The 20,585-nt window shown below is 39.4% G+C and carries 18 protein-coding genes and 1 riboswitch; of the genes, 5 read left to right on the top strand and 13 right to left on the bottom strand.

From position 1 onward, the window contains the following. Positions 1 to 6: 6 nt before the first annotated feature. Complete coding sequence (locus ACFSFY_RS01890) at positions 7 to 360, top strand: SCP2 sterol-binding domain-containing protein (protein ID WP_381535480.1); 354 nt, start codon at positions 7 to 9, stop codon at positions 358 to 360. A gap of 111 nt (positions 361 to 471) precedes the next feature. On the opposite strand, the gene ribH is transcribed toward ACFSFY_RS01890, so the two are convergent. From ribH to ribD, 4 genes are all read right to left on the bottom strand, one after another. Beyond that, positions 472 to 936: a 6,7-dimethyl-8-ribityllumazine synthase gene (ribH, locus tag ACFSFY_RS01885; RefSeq protein WP_381535479.1), complete on the bottom strand. Its 465-nt coding sequence runs from the start codon at positions 934 to 936 to the stop codon at positions 472 to 474. 12 nt (positions 937 to 948) lie between these two features. After that, positions 949 to 2,142 carry a bifunctional 3,4-dihydroxy-2-butanone-4-phosphate synthase/GTP cyclohydrolase II gene (locus ACFSFY_RS01880; protein WP_381535478.1) on the bottom strand — a complete coding sequence of 398 codons (1,194 nt, stop codon included), beginning with the start codon at positions 2,140 to 2,142 and terminating at the stop codon, positions 949 to 951. 13 nt (positions 2,143 to 2,155) lie between these two features. Beyond that, positions 2,156 to 2,806: a riboflavin synthase gene (gene ribE / locus ACFSFY_RS01875; RefSeq protein WP_381535577.1), complete on the bottom strand. Its 651-nt coding sequence runs from the start codon at positions 2,804 to 2,806 to the stop codon at positions 2,156 to 2,158. A 143-nt stretch (positions 2,807 to 2,949) separates the two neighbouring features. Next, positions 2,950 to 4,026, bottom strand: a complete 1,077-nt coding sequence (gene ribD / locus ACFSFY_RS01870) for a bifunctional diaminohydroxyphosphoribosylaminopyrimidine deaminase/5-amino-6-(5-phosphoribosylamino)uracil reductase RibD (RefSeq protein WP_381535477.1) — start codon at positions 4,024 to 4,026, stop codon at positions 2,950 to 2,952. Positions 4,027 to 4,081: 55 nt separating this feature from the next. Beyond that, positions 4,082 to 4,229: riboswitch (FMN riboswitch) on the bottom strand. Positions 4,230 to 4,396: 167 nt separating this feature from the next. Here ribD and ACFSFY_RS01865 point away from each other — a divergent pair. Further along, on the top strand, positions 4,397 to 5,152 hold the full coding sequence (locus tag ACFSFY_RS01865) for a C40 family peptidase (protein WP_381535476.1): 756 nt from the start codon (positions 4,397 to 4,399) through the stop codon (positions 5,150 to 5,152). 376 nt (positions 5,153 to 5,528) lie between these two features. Here ACFSFY_RS01865 and ACFSFY_RS01860 read toward each other — a convergent pair whose 3' ends face one another. Continuing rightward, on the bottom strand, positions 5,529 to 6,266 hold the full coding sequence (locus ACFSFY_RS01860; protein ID WP_381535475.1) for an SDR family NAD(P)-dependent oxidoreductase: 738 nt from the start codon (positions 6,264 to 6,266) through the stop codon (positions 5,529 to 5,531). Positions 6,267 to 6,448: 182 nt separating this feature from the next. Here ACFSFY_RS01860 and ACFSFY_RS01855 point away from each other — a divergent pair, with 182 nt between their 5' ends. Further along, positions 6,449 to 8,035, top strand: coding sequence for a SulP family inorganic anion transporter (locus tag ACFSFY_RS01855; RefSeq protein ID WP_381535474.1), 1,587 nt, complete (start codon positions 6,449 to 6,451; stop codon positions 8,033 to 8,035). A 58-nt stretch (positions 8,036 to 8,093) separates the two neighbouring features. On the opposite strand, the gene ACFSFY_RS01850 is transcribed toward ACFSFY_RS01855, so the two are convergent. The 8 genes from ACFSFY_RS01850 to ACFSFY_RS01815 all read right to left on the bottom strand — a co-directional run bounded on the left by ACFSFY_RS01850 (position 8,094) and on the right by ACFSFY_RS01815 (position 17,054). Then, positions 8,094 to 10,061, bottom strand: a complete 1,968-nt coding sequence (locus ACFSFY_RS01850) for a TRAP transporter permease (RefSeq protein ID WP_381535473.1) — start codon at positions 10,059 to 10,061, stop codon at positions 8,094 to 8,096. Positions 10,062 to 10,100: 39 nt separating this feature from the next. Continuing rightward, complete coding sequence (locus tag ACFSFY_RS01845) at positions 10,101 to 11,102, bottom strand: TAXI family TRAP transporter solute-binding subunit (RefSeq protein WP_381535472.1); 1,002 nt, start codon at positions 11,100 to 11,102, stop codon at positions 10,101 to 10,103. A gap of 283 nt (positions 11,103 to 11,385) precedes the next feature. Then, the gene (locus ACFSFY_RS01840; RefSeq protein ID WP_381535471.1) at positions 11,386 to 12,660 is read right to left on the bottom strand and encodes a TRAP transporter large permease; all 1,275 of its coding nucleotides are present in this window, start codon (positions 12,658 to 12,660) and stop codon (positions 11,386 to 11,388) included. Next, on the bottom strand, positions 12,657 to 13,154 hold the full coding sequence (locus ACFSFY_RS01835; RefSeq protein ID WP_381535470.1) for a TRAP transporter small permease: 498 nt from the start codon (positions 13,152 to 13,154) through the stop codon (positions 12,657 to 12,659). Before ACFSFY_RS01835 ends, ACFSFY_RS01840 begins: the two co-directional genes overlap by 4 nt. Positions 13,155 to 13,188: 34 nt before the next feature. Further along, positions 13,189 to 14,256, bottom strand: coding sequence for a TRAP transporter substrate-binding protein (locus ACFSFY_RS01830; protein WP_381535469.1), 1,068 nt, complete (start codon positions 14,254 to 14,256; stop codon positions 13,189 to 13,191). Between the two features lie 14 nt (positions 14,257 to 14,270). Then, positions 14,271 to 15,167, bottom strand: coding sequence for a hydroxymethylglutaryl-CoA lyase (locus ACFSFY_RS01825; protein WP_381535468.1), 897 nt, complete (start codon positions 15,165 to 15,167; stop codon positions 14,271 to 14,273). Further along, positions 15,168 to 16,370 carry a CaiB/BaiF CoA transferase family protein gene (locus ACFSFY_RS01820; protein ID WP_381535467.1) on the bottom strand — a complete coding sequence of 401 codons (1,203 nt, stop codon included), beginning with the start codon at positions 16,368 to 16,370 and terminating at the stop codon, positions 15,168 to 15,170. 12 nt (positions 16,371 to 16,382) lie between these two features. Beyond that, positions 16,383 to 17,054 carry a GntR family transcriptional regulator gene (locus ACFSFY_RS01815; protein ID WP_381535466.1) on the bottom strand — a complete coding sequence of 224 codons (672 nt, stop codon included), beginning with the start codon at positions 17,052 to 17,054 and terminating at the stop codon, positions 16,383 to 16,385. A gap of 163 nt (positions 17,055 to 17,217) precedes the next feature. Between ACFSFY_RS01815 and ACFSFY_RS01810 the strand changes: the two genes are divergently transcribed. Continuing rightward, positions 17,218 to 18,507, top strand: coding sequence for a GTPase family protein (locus ACFSFY_RS01810; protein ID WP_381535465.1), 1,290 nt, complete (start codon positions 17,218 to 17,220; stop codon positions 18,505 to 18,507). 830 nt (positions 18,508 to 19,337) lie between these two features. After that, positions 19,338 to 20,270 carry a C40 family peptidase gene (locus ACFSFY_RS01805; RefSeq protein ID WP_381535464.1) on the top strand — a complete coding sequence of 311 codons (933 nt, stop codon included), beginning with the start codon at positions 19,338 to 19,340 and terminating at the stop codon, positions 20,268 to 20,270. Positions 20,271 to 20,585: the final 315 nt, after the last annotated feature.

The raw sequence follows: 20,585 nt of genomic DNA, 5'->3' as shown, positions 1-20,585 counted from the left end.
AGCTTTATGACACTGAACTTTGACGAAATGGAAATGACTGCAATTTGGAATGAAATCAATTCAAAATTGAACGAAGAACCCGGTCCTATCGAAGAAATCCATACATCTTATTCTTTTGACCTGTCAGGTGATGACGGTGGATTATTCGGATTAAGGATTGCAGACGGGAAAGCTGAAACACTTATCGGCGATCCTGGTGAAGTTGATTGTGCTCTTTCAATGAGCGTAAAAGATTTTAAAAAATTATTAGCCGGAAACTTAAATTCCACTGCTTCTTATATGCTTGGGAAACTTAAAGTAAAAGGTAATCTCGGACATGCACTTAAACTCGAAAGTTTATTGAAGAAATATACGTTTTAAATTAAATTAGACCGCCAATTCGAATATGAATTGGCGGTTTTTAAATTAAACTTATTCACTGTATATATACAACCGAAGAACAATTTCCAAGTACATTGAAGTAGGAACGAATTAGATTTGTTTCAATAAATTCGCCATTTCTATTGCAGCACTTCCAGCATCCCACCCTTTATTACCAGCCTTCGTACCTGCACGTTCAATTGCTTGTTCGATTGTATCTGTAGTCAATACGCCGAAAATCACTGGGATACCTTCTGACATATTTATTGCGGAAACGCCTTTTGCAACTTCGCTGCAAACATAGTCAAAATGCGGTGTTGCACCACGGATTACTGTACCAAGTGTAATGACTGCATCATATTTTTTAGATGAGGCCATTTTCTTAGCTACAAGTGGGATTTCGTATGCACCCGGTACCCAAGCGATGTCTACATTATTATTATCTACACCGTGGCGACGTAGCGCATCCTCAGCACCACTTAATAATTTCCCTGTAATAAATTCATTAAATCTAGAAACTACAATTCCTATTTTCAAATCCGTTCCTACTAAATGTCCTTCATACACGTTACCCATCTAAATTCCCCCTCAACTATGCAATAAATGCCCAAGCTTATTTTTCTTCGTTTCCATATAACTCTTATTCTCAACTTTCACCGGCATTTCAATTCGAATTCGTTCGGTTATTTCAAGTCCATATCCCGCAAGTCCAGCTACTTTTCGCGGATTGTTTGTCAGAAGATGGATTGATGTTAAACCTAAATCTTGTAAAATTTGCGCGCCGATTCCGTATTCTCTTAAATCGTCTGGAAATCCTAATTTCTCATTCGCTTCAACGGTGTCGTATCCTTCTTGTTGCAATTTGTATGCTTTCATTTTATTAACAAGGCCAATGCCTCGCCCTTCCTGACGCATATACAATAGGACCCCTTTACCCGCTTCTTCAATTTGCGCAAGTGCTGCTTGAAGCTGTGGACCGCAATCACATCGATGTGAACCGAATACATCCCCCGTTAAACATTCTGAATGCACTCGAACAAGAATATTCTCTGAAGACTCAATATCTCCTTTTACTAAAGCAATATGTTCCCGTCCAGTAAGCTTTTCAGTATAGGTAACTGCATTGAATCGCCCGAAATCTGTTGGAAGATCTACTTCAACAACACGTTCAACAAGAATTTCATTTTTCCTGCGATACTCAATTAAGTCTTGAATTGTCAAAATGACTAAGTCCAAACGGTTCGCGATTTCTGTTAATTCCGGACCTCTCGCCATCGTGCCATCGGCGTTCATAATCTCGCATATGACTCCGACAGGTTCAGCACCGGACAATATAGCCAGGTCGACTGCTGCCTCTGTATGGCCAGCCCGCTTCAGAACGCCACCAGATTTCGCGATTAACGGAAAAATGTGACCCGGCCTTCTAAAATCAGAAGGACTGACATTTTCCTCGAGCATTTTCAACACCGTTTCCGAACGTTCAAATGCTGAAATTCCCGTATGGCATTCCGCATGATCAATACTAATCGTGAATGCCGTACCGTGAACATCACTATTGTTTTCAGTCATAAGCCCAAGCCCCAATAGTCTTGATTTCTCCTCATCTATCGGTACACAAATAAGTCCTCGTCCTTCAATTGCCATAAAATTGATCATTTCAGGAGTTGCGTATTTACCAAGTGCAATGAAATCTCCCTCGTTTTCACGATTCTCATCATCCACAACGATAATGGCCTTCCCTTTCTTCAATTCTTCAATTGCTTTTTCTACTGACGCATACATCTACTTCGTCTCCTTAGTCGAGAAATCCACTTTCGACAAGCTTATCCATTGATAAACTGCCAGATGAACTCCCTTTATCGGGTTCCATTAGTCGTTCAATATATTTTGCAAGCATATCGCATTCAACATTCACTTGGTCTCCAATACGTTTTCGACCGATTATAGAATCATCCTGCGTAACCGGGATTAGCGATATAGTGAAACTTTTATCCGTCACACCAAAGACCGTTAGAGAAGTTCCATCTACAGTAACCGAGCCTTTCATAATAAAGTACTTTAGAAAATTCGAAGCAATTCCAATTTCCATATAGATTGCATTTTCTTTTTTCCCGACTGAAACAATTTCTCCGATACAGTCCACATGTCCACTCACAAAGTGGCCACCGAAACGGCCATTCGCACGCATTGCACGCTCCAAATTGACACGACTTCCCGTTCGAAGCGATTGCATTGTTGTTGCTTTCACAGTTTCAGGCATGACGTCAACCGTAAAATGGTTCCTTGAATAATCCGAAACAGTTAAACAAACACCATTTACTGCGATACTATCGCCTTTTTCAACATTCTCAAGAACTTTATCACAACGCAACAATATTCTAAGCGAGTTTGAACCTTGCTGAATCGTTGTCACTGTTCCAATTTCTTCTACAATTCCAGTGAACAAGATCAATCATTCCTCCTATCAATTGCGCCTCGGCGTAATTGCGTCCAGATTTTTTCGAGTTGGCTCGAAAAGCTCACCTAAAAATCTGTGACATCCGCCGGAGGCTTTAACTTAATTCAGCCTCGGTTTGACTTCCGGCTGAATTAAGTTAAAAAGCGCGCATGCAAACGGATATCTTCACCGATTTGGCGCACATCTATAAAGTTTAGGGATTCACTTTCTGACATGAAGTTGCGATCTTTATTTATAAATAGAAGCTTGCCATTACCAATCAGTTTTGGAGCCATGTACAAATAAAGTTCATTTGCAAGACCCGCGTCAATAAAACTCGAATGAATTTGACTGCCGCCTTCTACAAACAACGTCATAATTCCCTTTTTTGCAAGACGACCTAAAACTTCCTCCAAAAAATTCACTTCATTAGAAATCGACTCAACAGTTACGAGTGGAAAATCTAAAAAAGCCGTTTCCGCATTATCGGAATCGTGTGTAAAAATAATGGTTTCTACAGCACCATCAGTGATGACATTTGCTGTTTTTGGCGTCCTTAGATGCCGGTCTAAAATAATACGTTTTGGGTTCTTTCCACCATGGGGCAAACGGGTGGTGAGGAAAGGATTATCATGAAGTACGGTTTGTACGCCGACCAAAATTGCGTCATGGATATGGCGGAGGTGATGGACATCGGTTCTTGCAGCTTCCGAAGTAATCCATTTGCTGTCCCCAGTTCGCGTTGAAAGCCGACCGTCTAGTGTTGCGGCTGCTTTCAAGGTGACGTATGGTTTCCCGTAGTGAATAAAATGAAAAAATGCTCGATTTAACTGCTCTGCCTCGGCTTGTAAAATACCGGTAATCACTTCAATACCGGCAGCTTTAAGAAGCTTGATTCCTTTTCCATTTACAGCAGGAAACGGATCAATAGACGCAACGAAAACACGGCGAATGCCACTCGAAATTATAATATCTGTACACGGCGGTGTTTTCCCGCTATGGGCACATGGTTCGAGTGTCACATAGAGATCTGCACCTACAGATTTCGAGCCTGCCATCATTAGTGCATGAACTTCAGCATGAGGTGACCCGGCTTTTAAATGGGCACCCGTTCCAATGATTTCGTTATCTCTCACACAAACTGCTCCGACTAGTGGATTCGGCGACGTTTGTCCTTCAGCACTGCGTGCCAGTTCAAGAGCAAGTTTCATATAAATTTTAGGTTCCATAACGATTCCCCCTTTCAGGTAGAGGGCAGAGCCTACGAACATAGCATGAATAACCAAACAACTTCTCCCATCCAGACTTTAACTGTCGGTGCTAGATTTACACTAGCTCCACCGTCTTCCAAAAAGGAAGGCCGGGTCACGGACTAACGAGCCATTGCTCGATCACCGTCGGTAAGGAATTTCACCTTGCCCCGAAGAGTTTGTTTATACATACCGATTTAAAGTTACCACATTACTTGGAACATATCAAAAATCATTTTACGAACCGACGAAATACTTCATAAAAGAAATTATTTTTTGAATATTGTAACGATGCTCTTAAAATGCTACTATATACATAGAATCATTTGTTGAAGAAAGGGGAAAATAGATGAATAAGCTTATTATTTCATTCGCTTTAACAATTTCTTTGACAGCATTTCTCATAGTTGGACCTGCAAAGGCAAACACTGAGTTTCACACTGTCCAATTAGGCGATACGCTGTGGAAAATTGCTACAAAGTATAATGTAACGGTGGATGAATTAAAGAATGCGAATGCCCTCGTTTCCGATACCATTCGTTTGGATCAGAAACTGAATATTTCTATGCAAACATCTACTACGCCGAAAGTTCAAATTCCAGTAAAAAGTTCTATTACGGCTTTTCAAGCAGGGAAAAAGGTGACACTACCCGCTCCTGAAAAAGTATTTTCTAAGCCAGTAGCAAATATTTTCACTACACCGACAAAGCCTCTTTCCGGATCATCTCAGGACACTTTCGACAAGGTTATTGAGTTGTCTCATGCCCTATTAGATACACCTTACAAATGGGCTGGTGTGACTGCAGACGGTTTTGATTGCAGCGGTTTCATCTATTATGTTTATAAAGAAGCGGGACTTGACGTTAAGCGATTCGATACGATTGCATTGCATGCTAATTCTATCAATGTCGAAGAACCCGTACCTGGTGATTTACTCTTTTTTGAAAATACATATCGCAGTGGCATTTCACATGCCGGTATTTATATTGGCGATGGACAATTCATTCATGCCGGTTCAAAAAAAGTTGAAATATCTTCTATTAAATCGGGTTATTGGAAAGATAAATTTACAGAATCCAAACGTCTCAATAGTTTTCTAAAATAAGAGAACCTGCCACTAACCACTGTTTTCCGTTCCGAGCGGACGCGTTCCACTAGCGAAGAATATAAACCATTCTTCTTAGGGCCGGGCGGTAAGCCACATCGGAGTGTTTGAGCCGTGGTCAACAGGATGTTGATTATGCAGTCGTTGCGACAGGACGTCGCGTACTTAGACTGCCTCTGCACTCCAATCAGCTATAAAGCCTGGTAAATATAAGTTAGGTGAAAATAGAAAACAAGTAAGATTCTATTTAGAAAACTAGTCGTGCAAAATTATTATACCTTAGGAAAGAAACGGGGTTTTTGGACCAGAAAATTTAAAAAAACAGGAAGTTGTGGATTGATCCACAACTTCCTGTTTTTTTAATACCAGTCTTTTATTAACGTGCTGAGTAGCCACCGTCGATTACAAGCTCTGCGCCTGTGATGTATGAAGCTTCATCAGAAGCTAAGAACAATACTGCATTGACAACGTCAACAGGTTGTCCAAGACGCTGGAGTGGTGTCATTTTAATAAGACCCGCAACCACGTCTTTTGAAGACTCCAGACCTTTTGTCATAGGTGTTTCGATAATTCCAGGGAAAACTGTGTTTACACGAATTCCATGTTTCCCGAAATCTGCTGCGGCTGCACGTGAAATTGCACGAACGGCACCTTTAGATGCTGAGTAAGGATTAAGACCCATTCCAATTAATGCTGTGTATGAGGAAATGTTAACAATTGAACCCTTTTTCACTTTTTCCATATGTGGTGAAACGTGCTTCATTCCAAGGAAAGGTCCAAAACTGTTGATGTCTGAAAGTCTGCGCCAATCTTCTATTGTAATATCATTAATTCCTTTTTCAGTGGAAATTCCTGCGTTATTTACTAATATATCAATTTTTCCGAGCTCAGTGATTGTTTTTTCTACCGCTGCTTGCCAGTCTTCATCTGATGTAACATTTAGTTTTACGATGGATACTTGTTCATTTTTGCCCCACTTTTCTTCAAGTGCTGCTTCGTTAATGTCTGCTGCGATAACCTTTGCACCTTGTGCTGCAAACATTTCAACCATTAATTCTCCCATTCCAGATGCTCCACCTGTAACAAATGCTACTTGATCTTGAAACTTTTTCATATAAAACTCTCCTTCATAAATATACTTTGACGTCTAAATAGTATACCCGTTTACTACTTAATGCAAACCATTTGTATTACATCCTAAACTTATATCATCTTGTAGATTTATCACTTTATTGATATACTATAGGTAGGAAGTTACAAAAAATCTATATATATCTTGAGCGGAGTGAAAATTGTATGTTCAAGGACAACCGATATCTTAATTATAATGCTGCTGGATTCCAAAAGGATCTAATCGCAGGTATCACTGTCGGTATTGTAGCCATTCCTCTGGGGATGGCTTTTGCGATTGCGTCTGGAGTCAAGCCGGAATATGGACTTTATTCAACTATAGTTGCTGGCTTACTGGTAGCACTGTTTGGAGGATCACGTTTCCAAATTGCCGGTCCTACCGGAGCCTTTATCCCAATACTACTGGCTATCGTTTTACAATACGGATATGAAGATTTATTAATCGCAGGATTTCTTGCAGGTGTTTTTCTCATTATTATGAGTCTTGCAGGTATTAGTAGTTTAATACATTTTGTTCCCAGGTCTGTAACCATTGGTTTTACAACTGGGATTGCAGTTATTATTTTTACAGGTCAATTGGGGAACTTTCTTGGTTTGACCGGAACTAAGCAAAATGAATTTTTTCATGAAAACATGATTGGCCTCACACAACAATTTCATACAATAAACTTTTACAGTATTGCAATCGCCCTTATTGGTTTGGCCGTTATTATATTTCTTCCAAAGATTGCACCACGAATTCCTATACTGCTCGTTGCGCTTTTAATACCTACAATTGTTTCAGTGCTTGTATTCCCTGGAAAATTGGAAACGATTGGCACAGCATTTGGTGGGATACCTAATTCGTTTCCGCCATTCAAAATTCCTGAATTTACTTTCACAAAAATATTGAACTTATGGCAACCCGCGCTTATTATAGCGTCACTCGGCGCCATTGAATCTCTTTTATCAGCGGTCGTTGCAGACAGCATGAATGAAGGCGAAAAACACAATTCAAAACGTGAATTAATGGGTCAAGGGATTGCAAACTTAATTACCCCTTTATTTGGCGGAATACCTGCAACAGGCGCCATTGCCAGAACAGCGACAAATATTAGATCTGGTGCAGTCAGTCCAGTTTCTGGTGTTGTACAAAGTGTTTTTGTGCTTGCTTTCCTATTACTTTTCGCGCCGTATGCTTCCTATATCCCACTGGCAGCGATGGCTCCAATTCTAATGTTTGTGGCATGGAATATGAGTGCACGAAAAGCCTTTACACATATTCTATCAATTCGTACTGGAGATTCTCTTGTTCTTCTCATAACATTTCTACTCACAATTTTTGTAAACTTAACCGTTGCGGTTCAAGTTGGACTTCTAATATCCGCTCTATCATTCCTTCGTAAAATGAGTGGTAAACTTTCACTATCTGAAGCAAAACCCTCAGAAGTTGAAATTGTAAAAGTTGCTTTTGGTAATAAAGATTTGTTGGATAAATATATAATCGAAGGTCCGTTGTTCTTCGGGACTGCCAAAGTTTTTGAAGATAAATATCCAAAAATCTTTACAACAAATGCAACAAAAATCATACTAGATATGGAGCATTTATCTGTCCTAGATGCAACAGGTGAAGCAGTTTTGTTCACACTATTAGAGGATGCAGATAAATCCGGAATTCAAATCATTATAAAACGACTACCAAAAAGCAAAATAGCATTGTTCAAGAGTAGTGGGCTGTATGATAAAATCGGAGAAGAAAACTTTTTCATGTAAAATAATCTGTGTAAACAAAAAGGAAGGTTGCCAGTACAGGCGACCTTCCTTTTGTTGTTTAGTATGAAACTCTGAGACGCTTCTCGGCAATCTCTTTACTATCGTCTTTTCTTCTACTTTGTACAAACAATATGAGCAGCACAAATCCAAGTCCGACTCCACCTGAAAGGAGTCCTGGAATAATCAACATCATTCCAGCTCCAAAGAGTATTAAACGTTCCCAAACTCTTGAAGTTCGAATAAAGTATCCAATTACCGCACTACTAACCGCAACCATTCCAAGGATAGCTGTAGAAACACCAAGTATTAGTTTAATCGGTGTCGCATCTACCATGACAAGGATTGGATTGTAAATAAAGACATATGGGATAATGAAGGCCGCAATGGCAAGCTTAACCGCTGTGACCCCAGTCTTAAACGGATTGGCTTTGGCTATCCCCGCCCCAGCATAAGCAGCTAAACAAACAGGCGGTGTGATATCCGCTACAATTCCAAAATAGAACACAAACATATGAGCAGCAAGTGGAGCTACACCAAAATCATTGATAAGAGCCGGTGCAGCAATTGTTGCAGTTACAACATAGTTTGCCGTCGTAGGTAATCCCATACCTAGAATAATACAGGCAATCATCGTAAAGAAGAGTGCCAATATGAGATGACCGTTTGCTAAAGCGATAATTCCAGCAGCAAATTTTGAACCGAGACCGGTTATACTTACAACACCTGCGATAATTCCAGCTGTCGCAACAGCTGAAATAACTGGAAGCGCTACTCGAGCACCTTGTTCTAACACATTGATGACTTGACGGAAGTTCATCCGTGATTCTTTACGAACGTACGACACTAAAAATGCAGATAAAATACCAAACAATGCTGCACGTTGAGGTGTGTATCCAATCATAATCGTTCCAATTATAACGAATAAAGGAATCAGCATATATCCATTTTGAATCATCAATTTCCTGAAAATAGGAAGTGATTCTTTTGGCATTCCTAGAATTCCAAGTCTTTTCGCTTCAAAATGCGTTCCAATGAAAATTCCAGTAAAATATAGAAGTGCTGGTATCAACGCTGCAAGCATTATTGTACCGTAAGAAACACCTAAATATTCCATCATGATGAAAGCTGCTGCTCCCATCATTGGTGGCATAATTTGACCACCTGTTGATGCCGATGCTTCGGTAGCTCCTGCAAATTCTGGTGTAAACCCAGCTTTTTTCATCATCGGGATTGTAAATGAACCCGAAGCAACTGTGTTACCAACAGAACTACCGGATACGGATCCTTGAAGAGCACTTGCGACAACTGCCGCTTTAGCTGTTCCTCCAGTGAAGCGTCCTGTTAAAGAGAAGGCGATATCATTAAAGAACTTACCAATTGGCGTGTTAATGAGAATAACTCCGAAGAATAAGAACAGATAAATGAATTTCGCCGATATTTGAATTGGTGTTCCAAATACTCCACTTTCTCTAAACCATAAATTTGGTCCCAGTCGATCAATCGCAAAACCAGGATGCGAAAGTATTTGTGTTGGAATAAAATTACCAAAAATAGCATATAAGATTGCAGCACTCGCAACGAGTACGATTGGTAAACCAACCGTTCGACGAGTCGCTTCCAAAACGAGTATGACTCCGAGTATGGAAACAATTATATCAATTGTGCTGTAACCTGAAATTCGGCTTTGCAATATTGAATCGAAAAAAAATATTTTATGGTACGTCACATACATCGCCGTTATAGCAAGAAGGACATCATACCAGGGTACTGTCTTTTGCGTTCTCATCCATTCTCTTTTTGCAGGGTATAAAAGAAATACAATTCCAAGCGCAGTCCCAAGGTGAACTGCACCTTGTTTCTGCGTTGGAAGTGTACCAAAGTAGCCTGTATAAAGATGAAACAATGTAAGTGAGACGCCTAGAAACATGACAACCCAAGTCCACTTCCCTATTTGAGTGCGGAATTGGTTTTCCTTATCATACTTTTCTAGTATCGCTTGTGCATCTAAATCTTTATTCTTTGTCATTCGGCGTCCTCCTTACATTTCAGTAAACGATAGTTCATATTATTTCAGATCACCAAAAGTATTGATTTTTGTCTTTTCACGTGTCACGATTTGAACAACTTCAGGATAGATATGTCCGATAAACGCTGCGTTTGGTACTTCGCTTCCGGCAAACTCTCCTTCACCATTCTGTGCAAGTAGTGCAGGAACGTGTACAGTCATTCCAACGTCCATAAGTCCATCACGAATTGAAGCAAGGTTTTCAACTGAAGCACCAGTTTCAGTGTTTGTTACGTTAACTCCATCGATATATTTATTCCAAAGTGACGCCATTTCTCCACCAAGTGGATAGTACGTTCCACCTTGACTACCTGTTCCAAGAATAAATTCTGATTTACGGCTTCCTTCATCTGCTGTTAAATCTGCAACTTCAGCATCTACTGTTAAGCCCATTTCTTCATAATAACGTTTTGCACCAGGGTGAATCTTAAGACCCTCTAAACCACGTAAAGCATTTTCAAGTGTCATTTGTTTTGCTTGAGCATGTGTGTTTTCACTCGCATTTTCAACCATACTCTTCGCTAACTCATAACCAAGTTGGTCATCGATTGTATCTGTATTACCAACCAAAATCGCGTAAGCTGTTACTGTTTCTACATCTTCCGTCATGAAATCATACGTATCTTTCGGAATTGTTAAGCGCTTATAACCTGAGTTTTCTTCGATATACTTAATCGCTTCATCTGAAAGGCTAAGCATTTTCACGTCTCCTGCAGAAGCTTGTAAACTCTCAATGCTTCCTGCTGGTAATCCTAGAATACCAATTGAAACGTCGATATTACCATCTTGTACGCCATCTGCTGCATCTCCAAATCCTTCTTGGAATGCTTTGTAGTCGTCGTCTCCGATATCATAAGCTTTTAAAATTAATTTTGAAACGTTATTTGTTTCACTTGCTGGTGGTCCTATTGCTACGTTTTTCTTTCCGCCCCCACACGCTGCTAAAATAAGCATTAAACCCATTACTAAAATTAACAATCCACCTAATTTTCTGTTTTTCAAAATTGAATCCCCCTTTTTTATTGTACGTTGAAACCGCTTCCAAACTCTTCGAAGCAACTTTTACATGTTGCTCTTTTCATGTTGAATACTGATTATATCATTATACTCATAACTTAGGTAGTACTATTTTATCTTTTCGCAATAAAGTTACTAATCTTTCAAAGCATCCACCAATTTCCCATTGTATGAATTGCTCGTCCTATATATACTTCATTTCATTATTAAGTACAAAACGAAACCTTTGAATCTCTAAGCTAGAAATACAAAGGCTTCTTTCTTATACTCAATCCACTTTATCAATCAGTATTGTTGCAATTTCTGGGAAGAATGATAAAACAACCATAAATACAACCATTATAATAGCATACGGGATTACACCTTTTACAATTTCATTGATCGTATTCGACCGATCCAGCCCTTTTAAGACAAAGAGATTCAGTCCCACAGGTGGTGAAATAAGCGCCAATTCCATATTAATGATTAAGATGATTGCAAACCAAATCGGATCGAATCCGAGTGCAATAATAATCGGATACAATATTGGTAATGAAATTACGAGAATAGAAACAGTTTCAAGGAACATTCCAAGTATTAATAAAGCGATGTTTATTAAAATGAAAATGATCCAAGGTGAAATGTCCTGTGAAGTAGCTGCACTCACAATTGTCTGTGGGATTCTTAAAATGGTTAAAATGAATCCTAAGAGCATTGCACCAACGATAATGAATAGAATCATTGTATTCGTTTTGACTGTAGCTAATATGATCTTTTTGATGTTTACCATATTTAAATTTCGATACACCAAAGCCGAAATTGCGAAAGCTAGAACAACACCGACTGCAGCTGCTTCTGTTGGCGTGAAAATACCAGTGTAAATACCTCCGATAACGATAACGGGAAGAATTAAACCCCAAATAGCTGTTTTCGATGCATCAAATCTCTCTTTCCACGTAGCGGGTATATCTTTAATATGTCGTGTCTGATAAGCCGAGAAAATCATAAAGGATATCGTCAAAATCGCACCTGGAATAATCCCTGCTATAAAGAGTTTCCCTACGGATTCTCCTGTTACAGAACCATAAATAATCATTGGAATACTTGGTGGAATTAAAATACCAAGCGTTCCACCAGCTGCTAACAATCCAAGAACATGTCGTTTTGCATAGCCGCGCTTCACCATTTCAGGAAGCGCAACTGAACCAACAGTTACAGCTGTAGCAACACTGGACCCTGAGATTGCTGAGAATATTGTACAACAGAAGAGTGTCGCAATTGCAAGTCCACCCGGTAAATGACGGAACCATCTGCTCGCCATTTCATAGAGGTCTTTCCCTACTCCACTCACAAGAAGTACTTGACTCATTAACACGTACATTGGTAGAGCCGTTAGTGAGAAATCATCCAAAGATTTATACGCAATAATTGGTACTTGCATAAAGGCGAATGTACCGCCATTAAAGAAAAACATCCCAAGAATAGCGAGTAATCCAAGAGTAAACGCTACAGGCAGGCCAAGTAAAAGGAGAGTCCCCATACCTCCGACAAAGAAGATGTTCATAAATTCTCTCCTCCTTTATGAATGCCGCCATCAATAATTTGCATTGTAAATGCGATACATAAGAGAGCTCCACCGATTGGAATAGCCATCTCTGGAATGTACATTGGAACACGTAGAAGTGACGAAGACGTCACTTCTAAACCAAAAGTCTTCATCACATGTAAATAACCATACAACGTGAAGATGATGCTGAATACTAGACCAAGGGCATTTGAAATGTATGCCAGTACTGTTTTCATACGATCGTTTACATTATTTATTAATAAATCTACTGTTATATGAGAATAGGTCCGCACTGCATAAGCACTGCCTAAAAAACAACTCCAGATTACCGCATAGATCGACAACTCTGTAGCCCATGTTGTAGGCTTATGGAAAAATGATCTTGAAATGACCTCATAAAACACCATTGCTGTCGTAATAATTATCAAAATCCCAGCAATATACGCTCCCAACCGAATGAGCCTATCTAACATGGCGTATACCTTTTTCATTAGCGGACTCACCTCCTTTGATACCCAACTAAACTTAGTTTCCGTCTACCATATCAAGCAATTCTTTACCAAGTTCACCCGCATTATCAACGAAGATTCCGCGAACAGGTTCAGCCGCCTCTTTCCATACAGCTAACTCGTCTTCTGGTACATAATACACTTGCATGCCTGCTTCTTCTAAAGCCTTAGCTGAATCGACATCTTCTTTTTCAGCTTGTGAACGAATCCATACTTCCGCTTCTGCTGCTGTTTCTGAAATCAATGCTTGTGACTTTTCAGGTAGTTTATCCCAGAAGTCTTTGTTTACAGTTAAAAGGAACTCAAGGTATGCATAATTATTGATAGTCAAATACTTAGTTACTTCATCATATTTACGTTGAAGCATTGCAGTTGTTCCAGATGTAGCACCATCAACTGTATCTCTTTGAAGAGCCATATATACTTCTCCGCCACCCATGAATACAGGTGATGCGCCGTATGCTTTAATTAATTCAGAAGGAAGGTCACCGATACTTCTGATTTTCAAACCTTTGAAATCTGCTGGTGATTTAAGTTCAAGTTTGTTATTTGCGAATTGTACAAAACCATAGTCCGCAAACATTAATACTTCAGCGCCTTTATCTGCCATTGCACTGCGTAATTTATCACCGAATTCTCCGCCTACTGCTTCACCTACAGCTGAATAGTCGTTAAATACGTAAGGAACATCGAAGATTCCCATAGCAGGAACTGTAGAAGACCAAAGTGTTGATGAGTTTACACCCATCTCAACTCCACCTGATAATAGAGATTGGTTCATATCTTTATCACTTAAAAGTTGACCTGCTGGAAATACTTGCATATCAATCTTTCCGCCTGATTTTTCTTTAACATCTTCTGCGAACTTTTCAATTCCAATCGAAATATGGTGATCTTGTGGAAGGTTGTATGCAAGTCGAATTGTCGATTCTTCGTATTCATCGCTTTCAGCCTCAACTACTGGATCCGCTGCACCATCTGTTTTTTCAGGTGTTTCTGTTTCTTCCGCTTTGTCTCCACCACATGCTGTCAAGACCATCATTGCCATAATCATAAACACGATTCCTGTTAGCCACTTTTTCATTTTGCCATCTCCTCTTATTGTTTTTGTTTTCGTTCTACGTGCCGTATTCTTCCTAACGGATTTTTCGATGATAGGCTTGCAGCAAAATCAGCTGCATCTAATAGCTTTTCAAAATCAATGCCTGTACGAATATTCATGCGTTCAAATAAGTAGACCAGATCTTCAGTTGCCAAATTCCCCGCAGCTCCTGGTGCAAAAGGACATCCGCCGATACCGCTAGCGGCTACTTCAAAGATTTTCACACCTACACCATAAGCCGCATAAGCATTAGCTGAACCAAGCCCACGCGTATCATGGAGATGAATTGCTACCGGGATATCTCCTGCTTCTTGCAACACCTTCTTCATCAATCGTTCGACGTGATCCGGTGTTGCTATGCCGATTGTATCTGCAATGCTGATACGATCGGCCCCAGCTTCAATCGCCCTTCTTAGAACACTCAGAACTTGTTCTTCTGAAACATCCCCTTCATATGGACAACCAAAGCTTACGGCGATCGAGAAACATGTCTTGATACCGTCTTTTTTTGCTTGCCCAACAAAGCTGGAAAACTGTGAAATGCTTTCATCGATTGTCATGCCAATATTTTTTTCGTTAAATGTTTCCGTCGCTGAACTTACCCAGTTTACTTCAGACAAGTTATGAAGCCTGGCTCGTTCAAACCCTTTTGTATTTGGAACGAGCGCAATTGCATCCAAAGTGGGCAAATGTTTTACACCGTCTAAGACGTCTGATGCATCTGCCATTTGAGGTACTTTTTTCGGATGAACAAACGATGTTGCTTCTATCTTAGTGATGCCTGATTCAACCAACAATTCAACAAGTTTTATCTTATTCTCTGTAGATACTAAAACGGGTTCATTTTGAAGTCCATCACGCGGACTGACGTCTATTATTACGACATCTGACATTTAAATCACTCCCTTTTCTTTCAATTTCACAAAGTCTTCGAAAGAAAAATCCATAAATTCCGTATATATTTCTTCGTTATGCTCGCCCAGTTTAGGCCCACTCCACATAATGTCTCCAGGTGTCCTTGATAATTTCGGGACGATTCCGGGAACCAACATTTCTTCACCACTCGGTAATGTTACTTTTTGCAACATATCACGAGCGATGTAATGTTCATCTTCCACTATGTCTTCAATGCCGTAAATCGGACCTACCGGAACAGATACATCATCTAATTTTTGTTGCACTTCTTTTAAAGTATGAAGTTTTGTCCATTCCTCAATCGTTGCATCTAGAAACTCAACATGATCTGCCCGTCCTTGGTTTGTTCCATATATCGGATTAAAAGCAATATCTTCTTTCCCCATTGCCTTCATGAGGCGTTCAAATATACGATCACCGTTTCCTCCGATGACAACATGTTTTCCGTCTTTACATAAATAGGTGTTTGAAGGTGCAATGCCAGGTAATGTGCTACCTGTTCGCTCTCGAACTTCACCTTTTAAATCGTATTCCGGAAGAATTCCCTCAAGTAAACTAAAAACAGATTCATAGAGCGCTACATCGACAACTTGACCAATCTTCTCTGGATCTTCATCACGAGCTCGTAACGACATTAGCGTTCCAATGACCGCATAAAGGCCCGCAACCATATCCCCTAGAGCAATCCCTACACGTACGGGTGGGCGATCGGGATAACCTGTTAAATATCGCAAACCGCCAATCGCTTCTGCAACACTTCCAAAACCCGGTTTCTCTTTATAAGGACCCGTTTGTCCGTAACCCGAAATACGCGTTAGAATAATGGAAGGGTTAATTTTTTGCAATTCCTCAAAACCAAGTCCCCATTTTTCTAATGTCCCGGGCTTAAAATTCTCTAGTACAACATCCACTTTTTTGACAAGCTTTCGAACGATGTCTTGGCCTTCTTTTTCTCTCAGGTTTACAGTAACCGACTTTTTATTTCTTCCTTGAACATACCACCATACGGATGTTTCTTTATCCATAACTCGCCAGTTTCGTAAGGGATCTCCTTTTGTCGGCTCTTCAACTTTAATTACTTCTGCTCCAAATTCTGAAAAGATTTTTCCAGCGAATGGTGCGGCTACAATGTTTCCTAATTCCAGTATCCTAATTCCATCCAATGGCTTTTTATTCGCCAAAACAAACTCCTCCTACTTCTTCGCAAACAATTCCATAAACACCTTATAATCTCTTTTCACATGTTCTCTCATAAGATGTTTTGCTCCATCTGCATCTTGGTGAACAATCGCTTGGTATATTTTCTGATGGTCCAGAAACGCATTTTCTGTGTGCATTGGATCGCCTTCAAGAATTGCCTTTCTATAAAAACTACTCACCCCACGCAATTGGATAATCATCGATATTAGAAATGGATTGCCTGTTGCTTCTACTATTGATTCGTGAAAACGATGATTGGCGTCATTGATTCTCCTTAGTGTCATTTCGTCAGAAGTTCGATGCGCTTGGATAAAGCACGATTCAATCTCTTCCAACATCTTAGGTGAACGCCGTTGTGCAGCGTAATAAGCAGCTAACGGTTCGATTTCAACTCGACATTCAAAAAGACTTCTATAATCCTCAATCGTAGGTTTTACAACAGTAACCCCACCTGACTTATTTACTGAAAGCAAGCCGTCTTTCTCCAACATTCGAACTGCTTCTCGAATTGGACTGCGACTCACATTTAATTCCGATGAAATTTTCTCTTCAATTAAACGATCTCCAGGTTCGATCTTCCCATAAATAATGGCTTCTTTTAAATACTCATACACTTGTGATTTCAAAGTTTCACGTTTCCGCACTATTGGCTTGATTGTTAACACCCCCCGGCACTTCGTCGACGGTATACAATTATGTCTTCATTCAGAATATACAAAGGAATTGCATTAGTCAATAATATTTTTATATATTAATTCTTTAACTTAGTATTTTTTTGGATAATGGGTATAGAGTAGAGAAAGAAGCTTTTTAAAGGAGTGTGTTTTTATGAGTACAACGTTTGATGAAATGCAAAAACGAATGAACCATCTGGGTAATTTAAATAACTTTATTGAGGATTTGTTTGAAAAAATCCCTGGCAACTTGATTTCAAAAAAACAGCAGAAAAAATTAATGGATGTCGTGATGAACGATGATGAGCTTAAGCTGTTATTGGAAGGTCTGAAGAACCCAAGACCCCCTCGCTTTGTCCTTGTCGGTCGGACGGGTGTTGGAAAAAGCAGCTTCATTAATGCCATGAGTGGGCATTATTTAGCGGAAGTTAGCGATGTTGAAATTGGAACGAAGGAAGCGCGTCGCTTCACATACGAATCCGATGGACAAGTGTATTTTGAAGTCATCGACACACGTGGAATTGGGGAGTCTGAAACGTTTAAAGTAAAAGCTGAAGAAGATTTGCTAGAAGTCATTCGCGATTTTAATCCAGACGCCTTGTTATTTCTACAAAAGGCAACGGAGCGCGCACATATTGATAAAGACATTGAAATTACAAAACGGATCATAAAAAAAGCCAATGTCGAACTTCCTCTTGTAGGAATCATTACGCATATTGACGAATTGCATCCTTCACGTGAAAAAAAACCAGCAAATTATCCTACCGAAAAAAAGGAATTGATTCGTGAAAAGAAAGCTCAATTGATGCGGATTTTCAATGAATACGATTTAAAGTACTCTGCAATTATTCCCGTTTCTTCCTATATTGAATGGAGCGGAACGTCCGACAATCCAGAGATGAAACAAACGATGGATTTTGACGGACGCTACGGAATCGAGGAACTGCTCGATTTTTTGGAAAGCAGTATCGACGTGAGAGCAGCAATCCACCTAGGAATGACGATTCGGCTCAATAAAGTTGCTGAGAAAATTGCAAATCGCTTTATTAAAGTGTTTTCAGCGGTTGCAGCTACCGTTGCACTCAGCCCAATTATTGCGACCGACATCGCAGTCCTATTAGCTCTCCAGACGATACTTTTGATGATCGTTGCCTATTTATCTGGCCGGGATTTGGAATTCAAAACAGCACGTGAACTGCTCATATCGATCGGTGGAATCGGAGCGACTGGATTTACCCTTCGAATGATTGCACAACAAGGTAGTAAATTCGTAAACTTAGTATTGCCGGGCGCGGGATCCGCAATTAGTGCCAGCATCGCAAGTGGCGGAACGTATGCAATCGGAAAAGCAGCCGTTGCCTACTATTTAAAAGATGTTCCAGAATCCAAATTGAAAAATATTGTTAAAGAAGCACGTGAAGAGTTTGATGGATTGAGTGAGTAGTGGTTTGGTAGGTATTTTGTTGGCGTGTTGCGAAGTTTTGTGGAAACGTTGAGAGGTTTTTCCGGAGTGTTGCGAAGTTTCACGAAAACGTTGCGAGGTTTAGCAATCAAAAATCAAAATAAAACAGGCTCCCCACCCTCAAGTAATTCGAGGGTTGGCGAGCCTGTTTTATTATCGAACGCATTATTTGATAATCGATAAGTTCCATTTCCATTTCGCATAATTGGTGAGCATTATGAATGCTCTTCCACATTCTTATCACAAATTTTTTTCCGTTTAAATAGATATAGGATCAAGTGGTTTTATAATAATCTGCACACGATAACCACCAATATCCGCAGCAAAAATCCATTTTGCAATTCCAACTTATGATTTGTGTTCTTCAAAATGAACCGACTGAATATTTCTCCTCATTTAGACTTGCTTCTATATTAAGAAGTTAGATATATTACGACAAATTCCATAGCATATGTGTTGAACTAGTCTTCACTCTATTTATTTTCATTTCGACACCCTTTACAAAACGTTTTCTAACAATCTATTAATTTTTATAAGACAACTCAAGTGCCCCATCGCTTAAATCCTTTTTCTACTACAAGTAATGCTAAGTTTAGAGACCTAGTAAACACAAATGACCGCTAGGATGAACGGGTTTTCCGTCTACCTTGCGGTCATTCTATTACAAATAGTAACAATAATACGCGTTTTGTAACCTACTTGTAATATAACTGTAATCTAAACACAAGGTTGTCTATGTTAAGCTAGTTTCAGATATAGCACACTGACTATAAAAAATACGTAGCCGTGCGAAAGGGGAATATGGGATAAATATGAAACGTTTCTTCTATTTAATTATTGCAAGTTTAATAATATCAACAGCAGTACCTACTGGGGCATCCGCAAGTACAGTCACATCTTTAATTAGTTCTGCGAATAATTATAAGGGTACACCTTATAAACTCGGAGGTACAACAACTGCTGGTTTCGATTGTTCCGCATACGTCCAACGCGTATTTAAGGACAACGGATATTCAGTTCCACGTGATACACGTTCTCAGTACGCAACAGGAACTCCGGTTTCTAAAAGCAACTTACAAACTGGCGACTTAGTATTCTTCAATACTAGTGGAAAAGGTGTTTCACATGTTGGAATTTACATAGGTGCAAGCAACTTCATTCATGCATCAACAAGTAAAGGTGTTATGATTTCATCAATATATGATCCTTATTACTGGGGAAGTAAATACGTCGGAGCACGTCGTGTACAAAACTTTACAACGCCAGTTCCAACTCCTACTAAAACAGATGTAGCAACAGTTACTAAACCAAAAGCTGAAGTAGTTGTGCAACCTGCGAAACCGACTCGTGCAGACATTGCTCTTACAATTGCAGAGGTACTTGATTTAAAAGCAACGAACATCCAAATAGCATTTAACGATGTTTCAGAGGATCATCCACAAATTGCAGCAATCGCAGCAGTTTCTGAAGCTGGAATATTTACAGGTAGCGAGGGTTCATTTAAACCCCAGGATAACTTAACGCGTGCAGAACTTGCTATAGTTCTTGTTGAAGCTTTCGGACTTGAAGGTCGTTCAGATATTTCATTTGCTGATGTATCTGAAAGTCATTGGGCTAAAGAATACATCGATATTCTATATCACAACGGCATTACAGTAGGTTATGCAGACGGCAGATTTGGTGTAGAAGAATATGTCTCAGCTGGACAACTCAAAGCATTCATTAATCGTATTGTAAATCTTTGATAGTTTGAAAATTGGAGTCTCCTTTTAGGAGATTCCAATTTTTTATTTTGTCATTTACACTTGTAGAATGATAGTCGGTAAGTAATGGACTTAGTATCTTTAAGATGAATACAATTAAAACAATCAAATATACAACTTTATTAATCCTATTTATTTCACTCGTTTCTTATTAAACACTTATTAAACCGAAGTCAAATTTCTCTGTTTGTAGTACGTGTAAATAGTGATAAGTATCTTTACCCGTAAAATATCCTGAGCAAACACTTTTTACTTCTTTTACAAAAGTAAATAGAGAAAGATCTACTTTAAATATTC

This window comes from Sporosarcina siberiensis (genome assembly GCF_042681925.1).
GTDB lineage: Bacteria > Bacillota > Bacilli > Bacillales_A > Planococcaceae > Sporosarcina > Sporosarcina siberiensis.
Note: the sequence above shows the minus strand (reverse complement) of the source record. Positions and strands in the feature narration are given on the sequence as shown.

What these genes read in the sequence shown, in the direction of transcription:
- ACFSFY_RS01865 (WP_381535476.1), top strand. Translation starts at nt 4,397, where the DNA reads ATGAATAAGCTTATTATTTCATTCGCTTTAACAATTTCTTTGACAGCA.
- ACFSFY_RS01840 (WP_381535471.1), bottom strand. Translation starts at nt 12,660, where the DNA reads ATGAACATCTTCTTTGTCGGAGGTATGGGGACTCTCCTTTTACTTGGC.
- ACFSFY_RS01850 (WP_381535473.1), bottom strand. Translation starts at nt 10,061, where the DNA reads ATGACAAAGAATAAAGATTTAGATGCACAAGCGATACTAGAAAAGTAT.
- ribH (WP_381535479.1), bottom strand. Translation starts at nt 936, where the DNA reads ATGGGTAACGTGTATGAAGGACATTTAGTAGGAACGGATTTGAAAATA.
- ACFSFY_RS01835 (WP_381535470.1), bottom strand. Translation starts at nt 13,154, where the DNA reads ATGAAAAAGGTATACGCCATGTTAGATAGGCTCATTCGGTTGGGAGCG.
- ACFSFY_RS01810 (WP_381535465.1), top strand. Translation starts at nt 17,218, where the DNA reads ATGAGTACAACGTTTGATGAAATGCAAAAACGAATGAACCATCTGGGT.
- ACFSFY_RS01830 (WP_381535469.1), bottom strand. Translation starts at nt 14,256, where the DNA reads ATGAAAAAGTGGCTAACAGGAATCGTGTTTATGATTATGGCAATGATG.
- ACFSFY_RS01805 (WP_381535464.1), top strand. Translation starts at nt 19,338, where the DNA reads ATGAAACGTTTCTTCTATTTAATTATTGCAAGTTTAATAATATCAACA.
- ACFSFY_RS01890 (WP_381535480.1), top strand. Translation starts at nt 7, where the DNA reads ATGACACTGAACTTTGACGAAATGGAAATGACTGCAATTTGGAATGAA.
- ACFSFY_RS01860 (WP_381535475.1), bottom strand. Translation starts at nt 6,266, where the DNA reads ATGAAAAAGTTTCAAGATCAAGTAGCATTTGTTACAGGTGGAGCATCT.
- ACFSFY_RS01855 (WP_381535474.1), top strand. Translation starts at nt 6,449, where the DNA reads ATGTTCAAGGACAACCGATATCTTAATTATAATGCTGCTGGATTCCAA.
- ACFSFY_RS01880 (WP_381535478.1), bottom strand. Translation starts at nt 2,142, where the DNA reads ATGTATGCGTCAGTAGAAAAAGCAATTGAAGAATTGAAGAAAGGGAAG.
- ribD (WP_381535477.1), bottom strand. Translation starts at nt 4,026, where the DNA reads ATGGAACCTAAAATTTATATGAAACTTGCTCTTGAACTGGCACGCAGT.
- ACFSFY_RS01825 (WP_381535468.1), bottom strand. Translation starts at nt 15,167, where the DNA reads ATGTCAGATGTCGTAATAATAGACGTCAGTCCGCGTGATGGACTTCAA.